This window comes from Mesorhizobium sp. M1A.F.Ca.ET.072.01.1.1, from assembly GCF_004023325.1.
GTDB lineage: Bacteria > Pseudomonadota > Alphaproteobacteria > Rhizobiales > Rhizobiaceae > Mesorhizobium.
On the sequence record NZ_RZSF01000736.1, the window covers coordinates 1 to 453 of the forward strand.

The 453-nt window shown below is 60.9% G+C and carries 1 protein-coding gene; it reads left to right on the forward strand.

Annotated elements, in window-relative coordinates; genetic code table 11:
- Nucleotides 1-129 precede the first annotated feature (129 nt).
- Nucleotides 130-453 (forward strand): type II toxin-antitoxin system VapC family toxin (locus EOA32_RS37790; RefSeq protein ID WP_145971535.1); only part of this gene is annotated, 324 nt, incomplete at its 3' end.

Genomic DNA, 453 nt, shown 5'->3' on the forward strand with positions numbered 1-453 from the left:
GCGTGAACGTCAGCGCATCCCACTCGCCAAACGGCTCGCCGTCATCGCCGAGGACTTCCGGGCCAAGGCAGGCCAGGGCGGCCGGGTTATGAGTAAGGACGAGATCGACGAGATGTGGGGACATTCCTGATGTTCGTCGACACCTCGGTGGTTGTCGCTATTCTATCGGGAGAACAGGACGCCGACGAATGGAGTAACCGGATCGAGCAAGCGCCGAGCAGGATGACCTCAGCACTTGTGGTGCTCGAAGCAGCTATGCGTGTGTCTACCAAGCTTTCGGTCGAGCCGCTGGTTGCCGAGACGGTGATCGGGGCGTTCCTGCACGAGGCCAATATCGAGATTGTACCGATCGGCGCCGGCGAAGGCAGACTCGCGGTCAAGGCCTTTTCAGACTATGGCAAGGGGCGTGGGCATCCAGCCCAGCTTAACCTTGCCGACTGCCTCTCCTATGCC